General features: G+C 70.5%; 10 protein-coding genes. 5 read left to right on the top strand and 5 right to left on the bottom strand.

Annotated features, from left to right (window positions below):
- Positions 1-628 precede the first annotated feature (628 nt).
- On the top strand, positions 629-2,971 hold the full coding sequence (locus ACIBK8_RS03385) for a CDP-glycerol glycerophosphotransferase family protein (protein ID WP_399039818.1): 2,343 nt from the start codon (positions 629-631) through the stop codon (positions 2,969-2,971).
- Between the two features lie 165 nt (positions 2,972-3,136).
- Here the strand turns inward: ACIBK8_RS03385 and ACIBK8_RS03380 are convergent, their stop codons facing one another.
- Positions 3,137-3,760, bottom strand: a complete 624-nt coding sequence (locus ACIBK8_RS03380) for a TetR/AcrR family transcriptional regulator (protein ID WP_393685847.1) — start codon at positions 3,758-3,760, stop codon at positions 3,137-3,139.
- Positions 3,761-3,991: 231 nt separating this feature from the next.
- Here ACIBK8_RS03380 and ACIBK8_RS03375 point away from each other — a divergent pair, with 231 nt between their 5' ends.
- Positions 3,992-4,939, top strand: coding sequence for an ABC transporter permease (locus ACIBK8_RS03375; protein ID WP_399039817.1), 948 nt, complete (start codon positions 3,992-3,994; stop codon positions 4,937-4,939).
- A gap of 55 nt (positions 4,940-4,994) precedes the next feature.
- Positions 4,995-5,777 carry an ABC transporter ATP-binding protein gene (locus ACIBK8_RS03370; protein WP_399040276.1) on the top strand — a complete coding sequence of 261 codons (783 nt, stop codon included), beginning with the start codon at positions 4,995-4,997 and terminating at the stop codon, positions 5,775-5,777.
- 96 nt (positions 5,778-5,873) lie between these two features.
- Here the strand turns inward: ACIBK8_RS03370 and ACIBK8_RS03365 are convergent, their stop codons facing one another.
- The 3 genes from ACIBK8_RS03365 to ACIBK8_RS03355 all read right to left on the bottom strand — a co-directional run bounded on the left by ACIBK8_RS03365 (position 5,874) and on the right by ACIBK8_RS03355 (position 12,647).
- Entirely contained in the window at positions 5,874-10,829 is a 4,956-nt protein-coding gene (locus ACIBK8_RS03365; protein WP_399039816.1) for an NAD-glutamate dehydrogenase, read from the bottom strand.
- 451 nt (positions 10,830-11,280) lie between these two features.
- The gene (locus tag ACIBK8_RS03360) at positions 11,281-11,949 is read right to left on the bottom strand and encodes an HAD family hydrolase (RefSeq protein ID WP_399039815.1); all 669 of its coding nucleotides are present in this window, start codon (positions 11,947-11,949) and stop codon (positions 11,281-11,283) included.
- A gap of 191 nt (positions 11,950-12,140) precedes the next feature.
- Positions 12,141-12,647: a DUF6912 family protein gene (locus tag ACIBK8_RS03355; protein WP_399039814.1), complete on the bottom strand. Its 507-nt coding sequence runs from the start codon at positions 12,645-12,647 to the stop codon at positions 12,141-12,143.
- Between the two features lie 935 nt (positions 12,648-13,582).
- On the opposite strand from ACIBK8_RS03355, the gene ACIBK8_RS03350 reads away from it, so the two are divergent.
- Positions 13,583-14,038: an Rv3235 family protein gene (locus tag ACIBK8_RS03350; RefSeq protein WP_399039813.1), complete on the top strand. Its 456-nt coding sequence runs from the start codon at positions 13,583-13,585 to the stop codon at positions 14,036-14,038.
- Between the two features lie 114 nt (positions 14,039-14,152).
- Here ACIBK8_RS03350 and secA read toward each other — a convergent pair whose 3' ends face one another.
- A complete protein-coding gene (gene secA / locus ACIBK8_RS03345; RefSeq protein ID WP_393685859.1) occupies positions 14,153-16,984 on the bottom strand; it encodes a preprotein translocase subunit SecA in 2,832 nt (943 codons plus the stop codon).
- 239 nt (positions 16,985-17,223) lie between these two features.
- On the opposite strand from secA, the gene ACIBK8_RS03340 reads away from it, so the two are divergent.
- A complete protein-coding gene (locus ACIBK8_RS03340; RefSeq protein WP_399039811.1) occupies positions 17,224-17,874 on the top strand; it encodes a GNAT family N-acetyltransferase in 651 nt (216 codons plus the stop codon).
- The last annotated feature ends 45 nt before the right edge of the window (positions 17,875-17,919 follow it).

Here is a 17,919-nt window from a genome sequence, read left to right as displayed (position 1 = left end):
CCCGTCCGTGGCGTGTCCGAACCGGCCGTTCGAGACGTATATCCCTACGACCGGACACATATGCCACGACGGCCGAATCGGGCGCTTGGCGCATTTGCCGTGAGGTGCACGCTCGTTGATCACAAAGAAGCGCCCAAGGATCCGACGCCTCTGACACCCAAGAGGCCCTGCACAGCAGGGGGGTTGCACGAAATTCCCGTGAGTTGGCACACGCGCCCCGGGACGGCTCATCGCGCACGGACGATTACGGGCGTCCGGGCGGGCCACGGCGGGCGTACCGGCCGGGCGCGGCGGACGCCTGGCGGGCGGTCCCGCACACCGATCCGGGGGCGTACGAGTGCGTCCGCGCCGGACGGCGGGCCGCACGGGTCCACCGGCACCGGACGGCGGACGACGGATAACGAGGGAATGACGGCCGGCACCACACACCCACAAGATCCACATTCGCCCGCCCCGCGCCCTCGCCCGTATTGTCGCGACTTAGCGCGATGTGTAATGAGGGCCACACAACTTTCGGGTTACAGGCTGCAACCGTTGGCGGTGAACGACAGTCATACAACTGGCATAGAATTTGCTTCCGAGCGATTTCAGCTTTCTGTACTCGGCTCGTCACGAGGAGTAGCACCGCATGTCCGAGATAGGCACCGAAGCCGTACCCCGCTTCAGCATCATCGTGCCCGTGTACAAGGTGCAGGGATTCCTGCGCGAATGCATGGACTCGGTGCTGGAGCAGGAGTTCACGGATTTCGAGCTCATCGCCGTCGACGACTGCTCTCCCGACAGCAGCGGCGCGATCCTCGATGAGTACGCGGCCCGCGACAAGCGCGTCATCCCCGTGCACCGCGCCGAGAACGGCGGCATCGGCCAGGCCCGTAACACCGGTGTCGCGCAGGCGCGCGGCGACTACCTGCTCTTCCTCGACAGCGACGACACCTACGCGCCGGGCTCCCTCCAGGCGATGGCCGACCGTCTCGCGGTCACATCCGACCCGGAGATCCTGCTCTTCGACCACGTCCGCACGTACTGGTGGAACAAGGTCCAGCCGAGCGCCAGCGTCGAGATGCTCCAGGAAGCCGGGACCGAGGTCTTCCGGCCGGCCGACCGGCTGGAGTTCCTCAACATGTTCGCGGTGGTGTGGAACCGCGCCTTCCGCCGGGACTTCTTCACCGGCAACGGCTTCCAGTACACCGACGGTCTCTACGAAGACGCGCTGATGGTCTACACGACCATGCTGACCGCCGAGACCGCAGCCTGCCTGGACCAGGTCTGCGTCGAGTACCGCCAGCGCCGCCAGGGCAACTCGATGAAGACCCCGGGCCGCAAGCACTTCACGATCTTCGAGCAGTACCAGCGGCTCTTCGACTTCCTCGACACCCGCCCGGACCTGAACCGGATCCGGCCGCTGATGTTCGAGCGGATGGTCAGCCACTTCCTCTTCACCTTCGCCCGCGACACCCGGGTGACCCCGGGTGACCGGCCGGAGTTCTTCCACCGGGCCGCCGTGATGTACCGGCGCCACCTGCCGGCCGGGTTCGTGCAGCCCGAGGGCATCACCGGCGCCAAGTACCAGGCGCTCGGCCGCGGCTCGTACCGCGCGTTCCAGGCGCTCAAGTTCGTCAACGGTGCCCGGGTGTCCGGCCGCGACCGGCTGCGCAAGACCAAGCGCACTCTCGGCAAGCAGGCGTTCCAACGCTTCTACCAGGTCCAGCTGCACCGCCCCATCGACGAGAACCTCGCGGTCTACTCCGCGTACTGGAACCGCACCCCCGCCTGCAACCCGCTCGCCATCTACGAGAAGGCGAAGGAGCTGGCGCCGCAGGTGCACGGCGTCTGGGTGATCAGGAAGGGCCAGGAGGACACCCTCCCGGCCGGTGTCGACCACGTCGTGGCGAACTCCCCCCGGTACTGGGAGGTGATGGCCCGCGCCAAGTACCTGATCAACAACGTCAACTTCGCGGGCGAGATCATCAAGCGGCCCGGTCAGATCCACCTCCAGACCCACCACGGCACCCCGCTCAAGCGGATGGGCATCGACCAGCAGAAGTACCCGGCCGCCGCCAAGGGCATGAGCATGCGCAAGCTCCTGGAGCGCGCCGACCGCTGGGACTTCAGCCTCTCCTCCAACCTGCACGCCACCGAGCAGTGGGAGCGGGTCTACCCCTGCTCCTTCCAGTCGCTCGACGCCGGCTACCCGCGCAACGACGTCTTCTACCGCGCCACCGCCGAGGACGTGCGGGAGATCCGCGAGCGGCTCGGCATCGCCCCCGGCCGCATCGCGGTGCTCTACGCGCCGACCGTCCGCGACTACCAGACCGGTTACGTGCCGCGGATGGACCTGGAGCGGGTCACCCGCGAGCTGGGCCCCGACTTCGTCCTGCTGGTCCGTACCCACTACTTCTACGGCGCGGACTCCCGCCTCGCGGAGCTCCAGGAGCGCGGCGCCCTGATCGACGTCTCCTCGCACCCGGTCGTCGAGGAGCTGTGCCTGGCCGCCGACGCGCTGATCACCGACTACTCGTCGATCATGTTCGACTACGCCAACCTCGACCGGCCGATCATCAACTACGCGGACGACTGGGACACCTACGTCCGCTCCCGCGGCGTCACCTTCGACCTGCTCTCCGGCGACCCGGGCGACACCCCCGGCGTCGTCGCCACGAACGAGGACCAGCTGATCGACGCGTTCCGCAGCGGCCGTTGGGACGACGCGGACGCCGCCGAGCTGCGCGCCGCCTTCCGCGCCCGGTTCTGCCAGTGGGACGACGGGCACGCGGCGGAGCGTGTGGTGCGCCAGGTCTTCCTGGGCCAGGAGGCGCGTCCCGCGCCGCTGCCGCCCGCCGAGCGCACCGTCGTTCCCTCGCCGCGCGCCGCCGAAGCCGGGCTGCGCCCCGGCGCACCGGAAGACGAGCTGCCGATCGCTCACGAGGCGGCGGCCGACGTGTCGCCTTCGGACATCGGGCTGGCCGGCTGACGCCCCTGCCCACGGGGTGCCGCGCGGCCGTCAACGGTCCCGCGGCACCCGGAGCCCGGCCCTTCCCGGCCGGGCGGCACACACGCCGACGGGCGGCCCGGAATTCCGGGCCGCCCGTTTTTCGCACTCCGGCCTTCTCACTCCCGCCTTCTCACACCCGTTTTCTCACTCCGCGCCGAGTGCGCCGGCTACCGCGTCCGCCAGTTCGTCCAGGTAGTCGTCCGGCAGGTCGTCCCTGACCACCACCAGGCGCCAGTACAGCGGCCCGGTCAGCAGGTCCAGGGCCAGCCGCGCGTCCACCCCGGCCGGCAGTTCGCCGCGCTCGACGGCGCGCGCCACCATCGCCGCGGCGACGCCTTCCTGGCTGTCGTGCAGCGCGGCCTTGAGCGCACCGGCCAGCTCCGGGCTGCGCGCCGCCTCGGCCAGCAGGTCGGGGATGATCTGCGAGGCCATCGGGTGCCGCAGCGCACGCGCCGCGACCTCCAGCAGTGTCCGTACGTCGCCGCGGAGCGTGCCGGTGTCCGGGGTCGGCAGCCCGTCGGCGGCCAGCGCGGAGACCACGTCCAGGACGAGGTGGAGCTTGGAGCGCCACCTGCGGTAGACCGCGGTCTTGCCGACCCCCGCCCGCCGCGCGATGCCCTCGATCGACATCCGGGCGAAGCCCACCGTGGCCAGTTCCCCGAAGACCGCCGCGCGGATCGCCGCGGTCTTGTCCTCCCGTAGTACGGCGGCGCCGGCCGGAGCCCGGCGCGCCGCCGCGGGATCGTCTTCGCTGCCGTCTTTTGCCATGCCTTGAGCATAGCGTCACGACGCTACGGTTGCGTTTCGACGTCCGTTCGCCCTACTGTCAACGTCGCGACGATACGGACCCGTCCCGACGTAGTGGCCGTCCTTCCCGTCGCCCCCTGCCGACCTGTCGTTCCGCCTCGTCGTCATGCCCCGTCGCCATGACCCGTCCCGGTGAGCGCGCCGTGCACCGCGCGCGCCGCCCCGACGCCGTCACGTACGAAAGCGGCCCCCATGCCCCAGACCCTCGCTCCCCCGGACTCCGCTCCCGCACCGGAAGGCCCGCACGCCGGACGCCCCGACCCCGGCGCCGCGCCCGATCCGCGGCTGCGGGAGATGGCCGCACGCCACGGCCTGGAGATCAGCGGCGCCCGCCCGCCGCTGCCCGAGTACACCCGCAGACTCTGGTCCCGCCGGCACTTCATCGGCTCGTTCGCCACCGCCCGGCTCACCGCGCTCTACACCACCGCCAGGCTCGGCCAGCTCTGGCAGGTGATGACCCCGCTGTTCAACGCGGGTGTCTACTACTTGATCTTCGGCGTGCTGCTGCACACCAACCGCGGGATCGCCAACTTCATCCCGTTCCTGTGCACCGGCATCTTCATCTTCACCTTCACCCAGTCCACGGTGCTGGCCGGCACCCGCGCGGTCTCCGGCAGCCTGGGCCTGGTGCGCGCCCTGCACTTCCCCCGGGCCTGCCTGCCCATCGCGTACACCCTCATCCAGCTCCAGCAACTGGTCTTCTCGATGGGCGTGCTGGCCGCGATCGTGCTGCTCTGCGGCGTCCCGCTGACCTGGCACTGGCTCTTGATGGTCCCGGTCCTGCTGCTCCAGTCCGTCTTCAACACGGGCCTGGCGATGATCATGGCCAGGATCGGCGCCCGCACCACCGACACCGCCCAGCTGATGCCGTTCATCCTGCGCACCTGGATGTACATCTCCGGCGTCTTCTACAACCTCTCGGTCTTCACCCAGAGCGCCCCGCAGGCCATCGCCGTCGCACTGAACGCCAACCCCGCGCTGATCTACATCGATCTGATGCGGTACGCCCTGATCGACACCGTGCACGCCAAGAGCCTGCCGCCGCACGTCTGGCCGCTGGCGCTGGGCTGGGCCGTGCTGTCCGGAGTCGTCGGATACGTCTTCTTCTGGAAGGCGGAGGAGGAATACGGCCGTGGCTGACACCGTCACCGTCAACGGACCCGCCGGCCCGCCGGACGCTCCCGGCAGCCGCCCGCTGCCCGTCCCGGCAGCCGACACGGCCGGTGAGCGCGTCCCCACCGTGATCGCCGACAATGTCCACATCGTCTACAAGGTGCACGGCGCGGGCAGCGGTCGCGGCAACGCGGTCTCCGCGCTGCGCCGGATCGTCCGCCGCACCACCACGGCAGGCACCCGCGAGGTGCACGCCGTCCGGGGCGTCACCTTCGTCGCCCACAAGGGCGAGGCGATCGGCCTCATCGGCTCCAACGGCTCGGGAAAGTCCACCCTGTTGCGGGCCATCGCGGGCCTGCTGCCGCCCGCGAGCGGCCGGGTCTACACCCACGGCCAGCCGTCCCTGCTCGGCGTCAACGCGGCGATGATGAACGACCTGACCGGCGAGAAGAACGTGGTGCTCGGCGGCCTCGCGATGGGCATGAGCCGCGAGGAGGTCAGGGAGCGCTACGACGGCATCGTCGACTTCTCCGGCATCAACGAGAAGGGCGACTTCATCTCGCTGCCGATGCGCACCTATTCGTCCGGGATGGCGGCCCGGCTGCGGTTCTCCATCGCCGCCGCCAAGAACCACGACGTGCTGATGATCGACGAGGCGCTGGCCACCGGCGACCGCGCCTTCCAGAAGCGCTCCGAGGCCCGGATCCGCGAACTGCGCCAGGAAGCCGGCACGGTCTTCCTCGTCAGCCACAACAACAAGTCCATCCGGGACACCTGCGACCGGGTGCTGTGGCTGGAGAAGGGCGTACTCGTCATGGACGGGCCGACCGACGAGGTCGTCAAGGCGTACGAGGCGCACAAGTAGCGGACACCGGCCCCAAGGGCCCAACGGGGGACGGCCCCGGAGCAGTTGCTCCGGGGCCGTCCCCTTGTGCCGTACGCGGCGCACACCGGCGTGCGGTCAGCTGTGCGTCCGCATCAGGGTGCGCATCGTCCGCATGGCCACCGAGAGGTTCGCCAGGTCGAAGCCCTCCGAACCGTGGATCTCCTCCAGCGTCGCGCGGGCGCGGCCGAGGATGGCGGCGTTGTTCTCCTCCCACGCCTTGAACCGCTGCTCGGGAGTCGATGAGCCGTTGCCCTGCGACAGCACGTCCGAGGTCAGCGCGGCGTGCACGGCGAACAGGTCCTCACGGATCGAGGCGCGGGCCATCGACTGCCAGCGGTCGTTGCGCGGCAGCTCCAGGATGCGGTCCAGGAGCTGGTTGATCCGCAGCCGCTCGCCCAGGTCGTAGTAGACCTCGGCGACGTCCAGCGGCTCCTTGCCGGTGCGGTCGGCGATGGCCACGATGTCCAGCGCGGGGAAGACCGAGGAGAACCCGGACACCTGGACGGCCAGCGCATCGGGCACCCCCGCCTCGGTCAGCTCGCCGAGGGTCGCCCGGTACCACTCCAGGTCACGGCCCTGGAGCAGCTTGGGCAGCTCGGACCAGACCTCGGCGACCCGCTTGCTGAAGAACTCGATGGTCTCCGAAAGCTCCAGCGGCTGCGGGCGGTTGTTGAGCAGCCAGCGGGTGCCGCGCTCGACCAGCCGCCTGCTGTGCAGCCGGATCCGGGTCTGGACGTCGGCCGCCACGCGGTTGTCCAGCGCCTCGACGTCGTCCCACACCTGGTTGAGCCCGAAGATCGCACGGGCCGCGGTGTGCGCCCGCACCACCTCTTCCAGCGAAGCGCCGGTCTCCTCCCGCATGCGGTGCAGGAAGCTCGTACCGCCGGTGTTGACGGTGTCGTTGACCATCACCGTCGTGACGATCTCGCGGCGCAGCGCGTGCCCGTCGATCTGCGCGGAGAACTCCTTGTGCAGCGCCGAGGGGAAGTAGGCGAGCAGCAGGTGCTGGAGGTAGGGGTCGTCCGGCAGGCCGGTCCTGATCAGCTCGTCGGCCACCGTGATCTTGGTGTAGGCCAGCAGCACGGCGGTCTCGGGCTGGGTCAGCCCGCGGCCCGCGTTCAGCCGCTCGCGGATCTGCCGGTCGGCGGGCAGGAACTCCAGCGCCCGGTCGAGGTGGCCGTCCCGCACCAGGCGGCGCAGGAAGCGCTGCTGGGCGTGGAGCATGCTGGAGGACTGCGCCTGGGCCAGCGCCAGCGCGGTGTTCTGCGCGTAGTTGTTGCGCAGCACCAGCGCGCCGACCTCGTCGGTCATCTTGGCCAGCAGGGAGTTGCGCTGCTTGACCGTCATGTCGCCGTTGGCGACCACGGAGTTGAGCAGGATCTTGATGTTCACCTCGTGGTCGGAGGTGTCCACACCGGCGCTGTTGTCGATCGCGTCGGTGTTGATCTTCCCGCCGGCCGTGGCGAACTCGATGCGGCCCAGCTGGGTCAGCCCGAGGTTGCCGCCCTCGCCGACGACCTTGACCCGCAGGTCCTCGCCGTTGACCCGGATCGCGTCGTTGGACTTGTCGCCCACGTCGGCGTTGGACTCGGCCGACGACTTCACGTACGTGCCGATGCCGCCGTTCCACAGCAGGTCGACCGGCGACTGGAGGATGGCCTTCATCAGGTCGGCCGGGGTCATCTTCTTGACGCCGGCTTCGAGGCCGAGTGCCGCCCGCACCTGCGCGTTGATCGGGATGGACTTCGCCGACCGCGAGTGGATGCCGCCGCCCTGCGACAGCAGCTCGGTGTTGTAGTCGGCCCACGACGAGCGGGGCAGCTCGTAGAGCCGGCGGCGCTCGGCGTACGAGACGGCGGCGTCCGGCTTGGGGTCGATGAAGATGTGCCGGTGGTCGAAGGCGGCGACCAGGCGGATGTGCTCGCTCAGCAGCATGCCGTTGCCGAACACGTCGCCCGACATGTCGCCGACGCCGACCGCGGTGAAGTCCTCGGTCTGGGTGTCGTGGCCCAGCTCGCGGAAGTGCCGCTTGACCGACTCCCAGGCGCCGCGGGCGGTGATGCCCATGCCCTTGTGGTCGTAGCCGGCGCTGCCGCCGGACGCGAAGGCGTCGCCCAGCCAGTAGCCGTACGACTCGGCGACCTCGTTGGCGATGTCGGAGAACTTCGCCGTGCCCTTGTCGGCGGCGACGACGAGGTAGGTGTCGTCGCCGTCGTGCCGCACGACGTTCTGCGGGTGCACGACCTCGCCGCCGACGAGGTTGTCGGTGATGTCGAGCAGGCCGGAGATGAAGGTGCGGTAGCTGGCGATGCCCTCGGCGAGCCAGGCGTCACGGCCGAGCGCCGGGTCCGGCAGCTGCTTGCCGACGAAGCCGCCCTTGGAGCCGACCGGCACGATGACGGTGTTCTTGACCATCTGCGCCTTGACCAGGCCGAGGATCTCCGTACGGAAGTCCTCCCGGCGGTCCGACCAGCGCAGACCACCGCGCGCGACCTTGCCGAACCGCAGGTGGACACCCTCGACCTTGGGCGAGTACACCCAGATCTCGTACGCCGGGCGGGGCGCGGGCAGGTCGGGGATGGCCTGCGGGTCCAGCTTCATGGACAGGTAGGAGTGCGGCCTGCCCTCGCTGTCGCGCTGGTAGTGGTTGGTGCGCAGGGTCGCCTTGATGACGGTGAGGAACGACCGCAGGATGCGGTCCTCGTCCAGGGATGCGACCTGGTCGAGCGCGCCGTCCAGCTCTTCGAGCAGCCCGTCGATCAGCTCCGTGCCGGCCCGCTGCCGCTCCGGCGACATCCGCGCCTCGAAGAGGGAGACCAGCAGCCGGGTGGTGTGGACGTTGTTGGCGAGCGTGTCCTCCATGTACGTCTGGCTGAAGGTCGCGCCGGCCTGCCGCAGGTACTTCGCGTAGGCCCGCAGCACCATCGCCTGGCGCCAGTTGAGCCCGGCCCGCAGCACCAGCTGGTTGAAGTCGTCGCTCTCCGCCGCGCCGTTCCACACCGCGGTGAACGCGTCCTGGAAGCGCTCGCGGGCGTCGTCGCCGTTGACCTTGTCGGGCAGCCGCAGGCCGAAGTCGTAGACCCAGGCGACGGTGCCGTCGGCGCAGGGCAGCTCGTAGGGACGCTCGTCGACGACCTCGACACCCAGGCGGTTCAGGCCGGGCAGCACCTTGGAGAGGGAGACCGGCTCGCCCCTGCGGTAGATCTTGAAGCGGCGTTCGTTGGGGGCCGCGCCGACCGGCTGGTAGAGGCTGACCGAGAAGTCCGCGCCCTCCTCGCCCGTGAGCTTCTCCAGGTGCTGGAGGTCGGCGACGGCGCTGCGCGGGGAGTTGTCGGCCTTGTAGCCCTCGGGGAAGGCGTGGGCGTAGCGGCGCAGCAGCTCGGCGGCGCGCTCCTCGCCGACCTCGGCGGTCAGCGCCTCGGCGAAGCCGTCGGCCCAGGAGCGGGCGGCCTCCACCAGGCGGGCCTCGATGCGGTCCACGTCGGCGTCGGTGAGGTCCGGCAGGGAGGCGCCGGACTCGACACGGACGACGAAGTGCAGCCGGGAGAGGACCGACTCGGTGTTCCAGGCGGTGAAGTCGACGCTGGTGCCGCCCAGTTCTTCCTTGAGGATGTCGATCAGGCGCAGCCGCACGCCGGTGGTGTAGCGGTCACGCGGGAGGTAGACCAGCGCGGAGTAGTAGCGGCCGTACTCGTCCTGGCGGAGGTACAGGCGCAGCCGGCGGCGCTCCTGGAGGTAGAGCACGCTGGTGGCGATGGAGCGCAGCTCGTCGGCCGGGGTCTGGAACAGCTCGTCACGCGGGTACGTTTCGAGGATCTGCAGCAGGTCGCGCCCGTCGTGGCTGTCCGGCGTGAAGCCGGCGCCCTCCAGGACCTCGGCGACCTTGCGGCGGATGACCGGCACCCGGCGCACCGACTCGGTGTACGCGGCGGACGAGAACAGGCCCAGGAAGCGGCGCTCGCCGATGACGTTGCCGTCCGCGTCGAACTTCTTGACGCCGACGTAGTCGAGGTACGACGGGCGGTGGACGGTGGCGCGGCTGTTGGCCTTGGTGAGGATCAGCAGCTTGTGCTCGCGGGCCTTCGCACGGGCGTCGGCAGGCAGCCGGTTGAAGGACGGCGACACCGGGTGCCCGTCCTCGTCGGCGTGCGCGGGGTCGGCGCGCAGGATGCCGAGGCCGGTGCCGGGCACAGCGGACAGCATGTCCTCGTCGCCACTCTCGCCGGGGCCCGAGATCAGCTCGTACTCGCGGTAGCCGAGGAAGGTGAAGTGGTCGGCGGAGAGCCAGCGCAGCAGCTCGCGGGCCTCCTCGATCTCCTGGTCGCGCAGGTCGTCGGCGGTGGGCTCGGCGGGCAGCTCCTCGGCGATCCGCAGCGCGGCGCCGCGCATCTTCTCCCAGTCCTCGACGGCCTCGCGGACGTCCGAGAGCACCCGCAGCAGGTCGGCGGTGATCTGCTTGAGGTCGTCGCGGTCGGTCTCGCGGTCCATCTCGACGTGGATCCACGATTCGGTGACCGCGTCGTGCGGCAGTTCGGCGGTCTTGCCCTTGCCGGTGCTGCCGTGGGCGTCACAGCTGGAGTCGAAGACCTCGATGAGCTTGCCCGCGACGTCACGGCGGACGATGACCTGCGGGTGGATCACGACATGGATGCCGCGCCCCTGCCGGGACAGCTCGTTGGTGACCGAGTCGACGAGGAAGGGCATGTCGTCGGTGACCACCTCGACGACGGAGTGGCTGCAGGTCCAGCCGTTCTCCTCGACGGTCGGGGTGTGCACCCGGACGTTGGCGGTGCCCTGCGGACGGTTCTCCGCGAGGCGGTAGTGCGAGATCGCGGCGCCGAACACGTCGACGGGGTCACGGTCCGCGAGGTCCTCGGGGGCCGTGTGCAGGTAGTAGCGCTGGAGGTATCCCGTGAGGGTCTCCTTGTCGAGACCTCGTACCGGGTTCTTGGTCCCGGCCGGGCTGCTTTCAACGACCCGGGCGGCCCTGGCGAGCAGCTCGGTCTTGGCTTCGTCCAGCTTGGTCTGCATGTCCTCTGGCTCCTGTCGCGCGCCGTTGCGTGACGTTGTGGAAGAACTCCGTGGATGCTGCACAACGCCGCTGCGACGCGAGGTGTCCGGTCGGTGTCGACGCTATGCCGCGATGAGAGAAGGCCGTGCCGTCTTCGACTGTTCTTGACGCAGTCGACACACGCTCTTGGCCGCAAAGACCAGCGACCGCCCGGTCACGGTGGTGTCCCGGGCGCACAGCAGGGGCCTCGACGCCCCCGCGGGTTATCGCGCTGATCACGCTGCAAGGCTATCGCTCTTCGCACCGATGCCGTCATGGGGCTTGTGCGTACAAAACCCCACGCCGAACTTGGCCGTTCCGAACAACGGCGCGGCGGACGGAATATGCGATGCCTCAACAGCCGACGACGGAACGGCGATCAGCCCCGGAGGCCGGTCCGGTCGGGGTCGGTGGTCCGGCCCGACGATCCGGCTACGCCGCCAGGCTCGCCGCTGCCTCGACCGCCTCCGCGAGACTGTCGACGATCGGCACCCCGGCACCCGCGGCCTCCAGGCTGCCGCGGCTGTGCGAGCCACCGGTGTAGAGCACCGCCCGCGCCCCCGCGTGCCGCGCCGCCACCGCGTCGTCCACCGCGTCCCCGATCACGACCGTACGTCCCGGCTCCACGCTCTCCAGCGCCGCCAGATGCCGCACCATGTCGGCGCTCTTGCCGCCGCGCCAGGCCCCCTTCCGGCCGTCGACCCGCAGGAAGTGCGACTCGATGCCGAAGCCGCGCACCAGCGGTATCAGCTCGTCATGGCCGAACATGCTCAGGATCGACTGGCTGCCACCGCCCGCCAGCCACTCGGCCAGCAGCCCGTCCACACCGTCGGCGAGCGCACAGCGCGTCCGGTACTCGCTGTAGTGCCGGTGGAACGCCTCGTCCATCACCAGCCACTCGGCGTCCGTCGGCATCCGCCCCATCCGCCGCTCGTAGAAGAGCGGCACGGGCACGCAGTACAGCTCGCGGTAGCGCTCCAGCGTGATCGGCTCAAGACCGATCACGGCGAACGCGGCGTTCGTCGCCCCCAGCACGGCATCGATGTCGTGGAAGAGCGTGCCGTTCCAGTCCCAGACGAGGTGTGTCGTGTGCCTTTCCATGTCCTGCCCCCTGCTCCGTCCCCGGCCTTCCCCACACCGAAAAAGGTACCCGCGCCCACTGACAACGCCCCGGCCGCGCGCCACCGTGCCGTGGCCGCCGAGGCACACGCGGGGCGCGGCGGATCACACACCGGGCGCAGGGCGGCAGCGGGAACGGCCGCGGCACAAGCCGCGCCGGACCGCCGCGGCCCTCAGCTGACCAGCTGCGGAATCTCCTGCACCCCGAACCACATCAGGTCGTGGTCCTCCGCGCCGTCGACGGTGAACTGCGCATCGGCGTCGCCCTGATCCGCCGCACCGAGCGCCGCCGCGGCAGCCGCGACATCCGCCTCGGCGTCCGCGGAGTCCACATGCACCGACGCCGCCTTCGTCATCGGCACCGGCCCGGCGATCCGCACCTCACCCAGCGCCCCGCGGTCCAGACCGCGGTCCGGATCGGCCACCGCCGTACCCTCCGGCACGTCCACGGCCACCACGACCCGGCGCCTGGCCGCATCCGGGTGCCCCGCCAGCTGCCGCAGCGAAGCCTGGGCCGCGCGGTTCAGCGCCGCGTACTCCAGCTCCTCGATGTCGTCGGAGACGTACCACTCGCGCAGCGCCGGCGTGACGGCGTACGCGTCCAGGGGGCCGGGGCCCAGGGCGCCGTTCCCGTGCGCCTCGGCGAGACCGGGAAGGGTCAGGGGAACATAGACGCGCATGACCGTCGCTTTCACTCAATTCGTCGAGCCCGGAGCAGTGCCCCGTCCCTGGGAGACGCCAGCCAGCATACGGGCGCACGTCCCCCATCGAGGTGACCGTACGGACCGCCCCGCGCCCTCCCGGGGCCGCCCGCGCACCCGTTCCGAGGCTTGTTCAGGCCCCTGTCACCCGCAACGGTGAATTTTGTGCGGCCCTGGCTTTCGTCCGCCGCACGTTGCCGCCGCCCCGTCCGCGCCGATAGAAGAACTCCCACCGAAGCTACTGCCCGGTAAACAACCGGGCCCGGCAGAACGGGGGCGACCACATGACCGGCACCACGACCACACCACGCACCACCACCGCACCGCAGCAGACACCCCTCCCGGGGCCCGTCCCACCGCCCCCGGCCCCCGTCGGCCCGGACACCCCCACCGTCCCGCACCCCCGCCGCGCCCCGACCGACACGACCACTGGGGCGGACCCGTCGGCCCCGTCCGGCACCACCATCCGGACGGACGCGACGGAAGCGCCTGCCACCGGGACCGGGACCGGGACCGGAGCATCAACGGCCGGAACACCGGCCCGTTCCGGACAGGACCGCGTCCCGGCACAGGCGCAAAGGCACAAGCACAAGCAGAAGCCGAATCAGTCACAGCCACAGGCATCCGCGGACGCCTCCCCCGGAACGACGGACCCCGGCGAGGCACCCGCCCCCGGAGCGGCCCCCGAAGAGACCCCTCCCGGTGGCGCCAGGGGCCGGACCGCCCCGCCGCCGCGCCGCCCCGCTTCCGGCCGCGCCCTGGCCCGCCGCGCCGCTCCGGGAGGACGCGGCACAGCCGGCCCCGCCGGCCGGGCGGGCACCGGGCCCACCGGCCGCGCCGGGACCGCCCCCGCCGCGGGCCGCCCCTCACCCGGCCGCTCGGCGGCCACTGCGGCGGCTGCGAGCCGGCGGGCGGTGCAGCCGGCCCCGCTGCCGACGCCGGGCGCTCAGCGCCGCGCTCACGAGCGCAGGCCGCACCACTGGTTCGCGCACCAGCTGCTGCTCACCCTCACCGGCGAGCGCCCCGTTCACGCGCTGCTGGGGCACGCGCTGCCCGCCGCCTACGACCGGCTGGTGGAACTGGCGCCGCTCGCGCCACTGCGGCCCGCCCCGGGCCCCGGCGGGCCTTCCCGCGCCGTCCCGACCGTGCGCGACTGCGGCCTGTACCGGCCGCGCAAGGGCGTCATCGAGGCGTTCGCCCGCATCGCGTCCGGCGAACGGCTGCGCGCCCTCGCGTTCCGCCTGGAACTGGGCGCGGACGCCCGCTGGCGCTGCGCCGCCCTGGACATCGGCCCGACCCCCGCCGTCCGGGCCACCCTCACGGGCCCCGGCGCCGCCCCGCACCCCCACCGGGAACAGCGGAATCCGTAGCCCGCCCCGGGAGGCCCGACGGCACACGGGCCACGCCCCCGCCCCCCAACGAACGAGGGCGGAGCCCCGGGAATCACCCGGGGCTCCGCCCTCATCGACCGCAGCGGCTGCCGCTCACTTCTTGCGGCGGCGGCCACCCTTCTGGGCCTTGCGGCGCTCGGCGCGCGTCAGGCCGTCCGACTCCGAGCGGGCCGGGGCCTCGCCGTCCTCGTCACTGGTGAAGTCGCCCTCGATGACGCCCCCTTCACCGTCGACCGTGGGCGCCGAGAAGTGCAGCCGGTCCGGCCGCTGCGGCGCCTCCAGGCCCTTGGCGTGGATCTCCGGACGGCCCGCGCCGGCCGGCACCGCTTCCTGCACGTCCTTGTCCAGCGACGTCTGCGCGGCGGCTTCCTCCACGGGGACCTCCTCGACCTGCTGCTCCACCTGGACCTCCAGGTTGAACAGGTAGCCGACGGACTCCTCCTTGATGCCCTCCATCATCGCGGTGAACATGTCGAAGCCCTCGCGCTGGTACTCGACCAGCGGGTCCTTCTGGGCCATCGCGCGCAGGCCGATGCCCTCCTGGAGGTAGTCCATCTCGTAGAGGTGCTCGCGCCACTTGCGGTCCAGGACGGACAGCACCACACGGCGCTCCAGCTCACGCATGACGTCCGAACCCAGCTGCTCCTCACGGGAGGCGTACTGCTGGGCGATGTCCTCCTTGATGGCGTCGGCGATGAAGTCCGCGGTGATCCCGGCGCGGTCGCCGGCCTCGTCCTCCAGCTCCTCGACCGTGACCTTGACCGGGTAGAGCTGCTTGAACGCGCCCCACAGGCGGTCCAGGTCCCACTCCTCGGCGAAGCCCTCGACCGTCTCCGCCTGGATGTAGGCGTCGATGGTGTCGTCCATGAAGTGCTTGACCTGGTCCTGCAGGTCCTCGCCCTCCAGGACGCGGCGGCGCTCGCCGTAGATGACCTCGCGCTGGCGGTTGAGCACCTCGTCGTACTTGAGGACGTTCTTGCGGGTCTCGAAGTTCTGCTGCTCGACCTGGGACTGGGCGGAGGCGATCGCCCGGGTCACCATCTTGTTCTCGATCGGGACGTCGTCCGGGACGTTGGCCATCGCCATGACCCGCTCGACCATCTGCGCCTTGAACAGCCGCATCAGGTCGTCACCGAGCGAAAGGTAGAAGCGGGACTCACCGGGGTCGCCCTGACGGCCGGAACGGCCGCGCAGCTGGTTGTCGATCCGCCGCGACTCGTGCCGCTCGGTGCCCAGGACGTAGAGCCCGCCCAGCTCCTTGACCTCTTCGAACTCCGCCTTGACCGCCGCCTCGGCACGCTCCAGCGCGTCCGGCAGCGCGGCGGCCCACTCCTCGACGTGCTCGACCGGGTCGAGGCCGCGCCCGCGCAGCTCCGACTCGGCGAGGTCGTCGGGGTTGCCGCCGAGCTTGATGTCCGTACCGCGGCCCGCCATGTTCGTGGCGACCGTCACGGCGCCCTTGCGGCCCGCCTGGGCGACGATCGACGCCTCCCGGTCGTGCTGCTTGGCGTTGAGCACCTCGTGGGAGACGCCGCGCTTGTTGAGCTGCTGCGAGAGGTACTCGGACTTCTCGACGGAGGTCGTGCCGACCAGGATCGGCTGGCCCTTCCCGTGCTTCTCGACGATGTCGTCGACCACCGCGTCGAACTTCGCGGGCTCGGTGCGGTAGATCAGGTCGGCCTGGTCCATGCGGACCATCGGGCGGTTCGTCGGGATCGGGACGACGCCCAGCTTGTAGATCTGGTGGAACTCGGCGGCCTCGGTCATGGCCGTACCGGTCATGCCGGAGAGCTTGCCGTAGAGGCGGAAGAAGTTCTGGAGGGTGATCGTGGCGAGCGTCTGGTTCTCGTCCTTGATCTCCACCCCTTCCTTCGCCTCGATGGCCTGGTGCATGCCCTCGTTGTAGCGGCGGCCGGCGAGGATACGGCCGGTGTGCTCGTCGACGATCATGACTTCGCCGTCGATGACGACGTAGTCCTTGTCGTTCTTGAACAGCTCCTTGGCCTTGATCGCGTTGTTGAGGTAACCGACGAGCGGGGTGTTCACCGACTCGTAGAGGTTGTCGATGCCCAGCCAGTCCTCGACCTTGCTGACACCGGACTCGTGGATACCGACGGTGCGCTTCTTCTCGTCGATGTCGTAGTCGCCGGTCTCCTCGACGCCGCGCTGCGGGTTGGCGGCCTCGCCCTTCTTCAGGCGGCGCACCAACTTCGCGAAGTCGCCGTACCACTTGGTGGCGGAGTCGGCGGGGCCGGAGATGATCAGCGGCGTACGGGCCTCGTCGACGAGGATGGAGTCGACCTCGTCGACGATCGCGAAGTTGTGGCCCCGCTGGACGAGTTCGTCCTGCGACCAGGCCATGTTGTCGCGGAGGTAGTCGAAGCCGAACTCGTTGTTCGTGCCGTAGGTGATGTCGCAGCCGTACTGCTCGCGGCGCTGCGCCGGCGTCATGTCGGCGAGGATGCAACCGACTTCCAGGCCCAGGAACTTGTGGACCCGGCCCATCATCTCGGAGTCACGCTCGGCCAGGTAGTCGTTGACCGTGATGAGGTGGACACCCTCGCCGGAGAGCGCGTTGAGATACGCCGGCAGGGTACCGACGAGGGTCTTGCCCTCACCGGTCTTCATCTCGGCGACGTATCCGAGGTGAAGGGCCGCGCCACCCATCAGCTGGACGTCGTAGTGACGCTGGCCGAGCACGCGCTTGGCGGCCTCACGGACGGTGGCGAACGCCTCGGGCAGCAGGTCGTCCAGGGTCTCGCCGTTCGCGTAGCGCTCTTTGTACTCGTCGGTAAGCGCCCGCAGCTCGGCGTCGGAGAGGGCCGCGAAGTCCTCCTCGATGGAGTTGACCTGGCCCGCGATGCGGTGCAGTTTGCGCAGGATCTTTCCTTCGCCTGCACGCATGAGCTTGTTGAAGACGGACACTTGGGCTGGTCTCCTTGCCGGTCGGGCCTGCACGGTCGAGTGCGCGGGCGCGGCATTTTTCCAAGGGGCAGGCCCCGCCGCAACGGCCATCGTAAAGGAGGACGCTGCCGGGCCGGGAGGTCCGCCGCAGCGAAGCCCGGTATCCCCTCCTCCCGTGAACGCGCGAGGCGGCGGGAAGGTGCCGGGCGCCACCCCGAAATCCCGTCGCGCGGCCCGCCGCCGCCCAGCACACTCCCTCCATGGAGCCTGTCACTCTCACCACCGAGCGCCTCGTCCTGCGCCCCTTCGCCCCATCCGACGCCGCCGCTGTGCACGCGGCGTGCCAGGACCCGGACATCCCGCGCTGGACGCCCGTGCCGTCGCCGTACTCCTTCCAGGACGCCGAGATCTTTGTCGGCACCCGCTGCCCGGAAAGCTGGCGCCAGGACACCGAATACTCCTTCGCCGTGTGCTCCCGGCAGGACGGAGCCCTGATCGGCGCGATGAGCCTGGTGCGCCTCGCCCAGCTGCGCGCTCCGGGACACCAGGCCGAGCTGGGGTACTGGACCGCCAAGGAGCGGCGCGGCCGGGGGTACACCGCCGAGGCGGCCCGCGCGGTGGCGCGCTGGGCCTTCCACGACCTGGGGGTGGAACGGCTGGAATGGCTCGCCGAGGCCGGAAACGAAGGCTCCCGGGCGGTCGCCCGCAAGGCCGGCTTCCACATGGAGGGCACGCTCCGCGCCAAGCTGGTACGCGCCGGTACCCGCCGCGACATGTGGATCGGCTCCCTGCTCCCGTCGGATCTGCCGGACTCCACCGGACCGTCCGGAACCGCGGGCACCACCGGTGCGCCCGGTGTCCCCGGAGGGACGGGATCCGGGACGACCCCGTATCTGCCGTACACCGGCTGAGCGGCCGGACGTCCCGCGGTGGCGGCCGGTTCCTGCGGCTCCGAC

The organism is Streptomyces sp. NPDC050161, from assembly GCF_044460025.1.
Lineage (GTDB): Bacteria > Actinomycetota > Actinomycetes > Streptomycetales > Streptomycetaceae > Streptomyces.
The sequence above is the reverse complement of the archived record's forward strand: the minus strand, read 5'-3'. Positions and strand labels throughout refer to the sequence as shown.

What these genes read in the sequence shown, in the direction of transcription:
- ACIBK8_RS03385 (WP_399039818.1), top strand. Translation starts at nt 629, where the DNA reads ATGTCCGAGATAGGCACCGAAGCCGTACCCCGCTTCAGCATCATCGTG.
- ACIBK8_RS03380 (WP_393685847.1), bottom strand. Translation starts at nt 3,760, where the DNA reads ATGGCAAAAGACGGCAGCGAAGACGATCCCGCGGCGGCGCGCCGGGCT.
- ACIBK8_RS03375 (WP_399039817.1), top strand. Translation starts at nt 3,992, where the DNA reads ATGCCCCAGACCCTCGCTCCCCCGGACTCCGCTCCCGCACCGGAAGGC.
- ACIBK8_RS03365 (WP_399039816.1), bottom strand. Translation starts at nt 10,829, where the DNA reads ATGCAGACCAAGCTGGACGAAGCCAAGACCGAGCTGCTCGCCAGGGCC.
- ACIBK8_RS03360 (WP_399039815.1), bottom strand. Translation starts at nt 11,949, where the DNA reads ATGGAAAGGCACACGACACACCTCGTCTGGGACTGGAACGGCACGCTC.
- ACIBK8_RS03355 (WP_399039814.1), bottom strand. Translation starts at nt 12,647, where the DNA reads ATGCGCGTCTATGTTCCCCTGACCCTTCCCGGTCTCGCCGAGGCGCAC.
- ACIBK8_RS03340 (WP_399039811.1), top strand. Translation starts at nt 17,224, where the DNA reads ATGGAGCCTGTCACTCTCACCACCGAGCGCCTCGTCCTGCGCCCCTTC.